General features: G+C 62.5%; 3 protein-coding genes and 1 pseudogene. 2 read left to right on the top strand and 2 right to left on the bottom strand.

What is annotated here, in order from left to right:
* Positions 1–496: MFS transporter (locus EOB59_RS28960; protein WP_128289798.1), on the top strand; the 496-nt coding region annotated here is incomplete at its 5' end.
* 78 nt (positions 497–574) lie between these two features.
* Positions 575–1,726 carry a ribonuclease D gene (gene rnd, locus EOB59_RS28955; protein ID WP_127272735.1) on the top strand — a complete coding sequence of 384 codons (1,152 nt, stop codon included), beginning with the start codon at positions 575–577 and terminating at the stop codon, positions 1,724–1,726.
* Between the two features lie 49 nt (positions 1,727–1,775).
* Here the strand turns inward: rnd and EOB59_RS28950 are convergent, their stop codons facing one another.
* Together EOB59_RS28950 and EOB59_RS36820 are read right to left on the bottom strand one after the other, a co-directional pair.
* Complete coding sequence (locus EOB59_RS28950; RefSeq protein WP_127269489.1) at positions 1,776–2,195, bottom strand: MAPEG family protein; 420 nt, start codon at positions 2,193–2,195, stop codon at positions 1,776–1,778.
* Positions 2,196–2,232: 37 nt separating this feature from the next.
* A pseudogene (locus EOB59_RS36820) lies at positions 2,233–2,419 on the bottom strand (hypothetical protein); the annotation flags it as partial.

Here is a 2,419-nt window from a genome sequence, read left to right as displayed (position 1 = left end):
GTATCCGCTTGGCTACCTCTCCGACCGCTGGGATCGGCGCCGCGTGCTCTTGATCACGACCTGCTGCGCGATGCTTTCGGCGCTGGCGCTGGTGTTCATCGCCGGCAGCAATCCGGCGCTCAACTTCATCCTCATCTTCATCTTCGGCTGTTTCGCCATGCCGCTCTATTCGCTGTCGGCGGCGCATTCGAACGATCGCGCCGACACGGGCGAGTTCGTGCTGATCAATGCGGCGCTGATGCTGTTCTATTCCTTCGGCGCCATTGGCGGCCCGTTCGCCGCCTCGACGGCGATGCAATATTTCGGACCGGGCGCCCTGTTTGTATTCAGCGCGGTGGTCTATGCGATCTTCATCGCCGTCATCCTTTACCGCATGCAGGCCCGGTCCGGTGTGCCGGCAGGCAGGCGCGGCCGCTTCACCGCGCTTCTGCGCACCTCGACGGTTTTCGCGCGGCTGGCCAGGAGAAACGACGATTCCGATGGTCCGGGAACCTGATGATGGCGGTGCCAAAGCTTGACGAAAGCCCCGGCGGCTGAAATCTAGGAAGACCTTACTCCTGTCAAAAGCGATTTGATGCACGTCATCACCACCCAGAAAGAACTCGAGACCGTTCTCGCCGCTTTCGAAAAGTCGGATTTCGTCACCGTCGACACCGAATTCATACGAGAAACGACGTTTTGGCCGATCCTGTGCCTCATACAGATGGCCGCACCCGGCGTGACGGCGTTGATCGATCCGCTGGCTCCCGATATCGACCTGAAGCCGTTCTTCAGGCTGATGGCCAACGAGGCGGTGGTCAAAGTCTTCCACGCCGCGCGGCAGGACATCGAAATCATCGTCCACCTCGGCGATCTGGTTCCGCATCCGGTGTTCGACACGCAAGTGGCGGCGATGGTCTGCGGCTTCGGCGACAGTGTTTCCTACGATCAGCTCGTGCAGCGCATCACCGGCGCACGGCTCGACAAGTCATCGCGCTTCACCGACTGGCGCCACCGGCCGCTTTCCGACAAGCAGCTCGACTACGCGCTGGCCGACGTTACGCATCTCATCGAGGTCTATCAGCACCTCAGCGCCGAATTGGAGCGAGAAAACCGCGCCCATTGGCTCAACGAGGAGATGGAGGTCCTGACCTCCCGCGAGACCTATGATCCTCATCCCGAGGACGCTTGGAAGCGGCTGAAGATGCGGTTGCGGAAACCGCAGGAACTGGCGATCGTGCAAGGCGTTGCGGCGTGGCGCGAGCGCGAGGCGCGCGAACGCGACGTGCCGCGCGGCCGCGTTCTGAAAGACGACGCGATCTACGAGGTGGCGCAGCAGGCGCCGCGCGACGCGGCAGCCCTCGGCAAGCTGCGCACGACGCCGAAGGGCTGGGAGCGCTCCTCGACGGCAACGGCGCTGCTTGGCGCGGTCAACACCGCGCTTGCTTTGCCCAAGGAAGAGATGCCGAAACTGCCAAAGAGTTTCCAGCCGCCCGAGGGCTCGAGCGCCGCGGCGGAACTGTTGAAGGTGCTGCTGCGGATCGTTGCCGAAAAGGAGGGCGTCGCTTCCAAGGTGCTGGCCTCCAGCGACGACATCGACCGTATCGCCGCCGAGGGCGAGGAAGCCGACGTACCGGCGCTGCAAGGCTGGCGGCGCGCGGTGTTCGGCGAGGCCGCGCTCAAGCTGGTACGCGGCGAGATCGGCATCAAGTTCGACAAGCGCAAGATCGCGGTTTTCGACCTTTAGGCGAACGGACTTCCCTTCTCCCCTGTGGGAGAAGGCAGAAGCGCTCTGCTCAGACCGCGCCGAGCAGGTGCAGCGCGAACCAGATCCATCCCAGCAGGAGAATCACCGCACTGACGAAGAATGACCGGCTGCGCAGCAGCAGATTGTTGCTGGTCAGGTGAATCCAGGCATGGAAATAGCGGGACGCGACGAAAATCCACATCAGCGACAAGGTCAGATAGTTGACGCCGTTGGTCAGGTGCAGCGTCAGGCACAGCACGTAAAACAGCACCGGCAGTTCGAACTGGTTGGTGAGATTGGCGGCAACGGTGACGCTGGAGGCCGGTTCGGCCGAACGCACCTTGAACTGACCGGCCTTCGCCTCGCCTGACCTGATTGCGCCGTATCTGCGACGACCCAGGACGCAGTAGACGATGTAGATCAGCAGCACATGCGCGAGAACGGGCCAGAAGATCGTGGTCTGGTTCATCAAGTGCCCCCTGCCCGGTTGGGCTTCGCGTGCGGCATCAGGCCTGGCGTTTCTGGCCCGCCAGCCAGAAGGCCGCGATGACGATCACCGGTATGGCGAAAAGCGCGAATTTGGTGACGGTGAGCGCCGAGGCGAAAGACAGCGAGTCCGGGTTGGCCGACAGGAAATCGGACAGAAGCCGCGCCACCGCAAAGTTCTGAACGTAATGTGCAAGCGTGTAGGGA

Origin of the sequence: Mesorhizobium sp. M7A.F.Ca.MR.176.00.0.0 (assembly GCF_004023165.1) — a bacterium.
In the GTDB taxonomy this organism is placed as follows: domain Bacteria; phylum Pseudomonadota; class Alphaproteobacteria; order Rhizobiales; family Rhizobiaceae; genus Mesorhizobium.
This window is presented reverse-complemented; position numbering and strand designations above follow the sequence as displayed.

Excerpts from the sequence above, each read along its gene's own strand:
- rnd (WP_127272735.1), top strand. The coding sequence starts at position 575 with ATGCACGTCATCACCACCCAGAAAGAACTCGAGACCGTTCTCGCCGCT.
- EOB59_RS28950 (WP_127269489.1), bottom strand. The coding sequence starts at position 2,195 with ATGAACCAGACCACGATCTTCTGGCCCGTTCTCGCGCATGTGCTGCTG.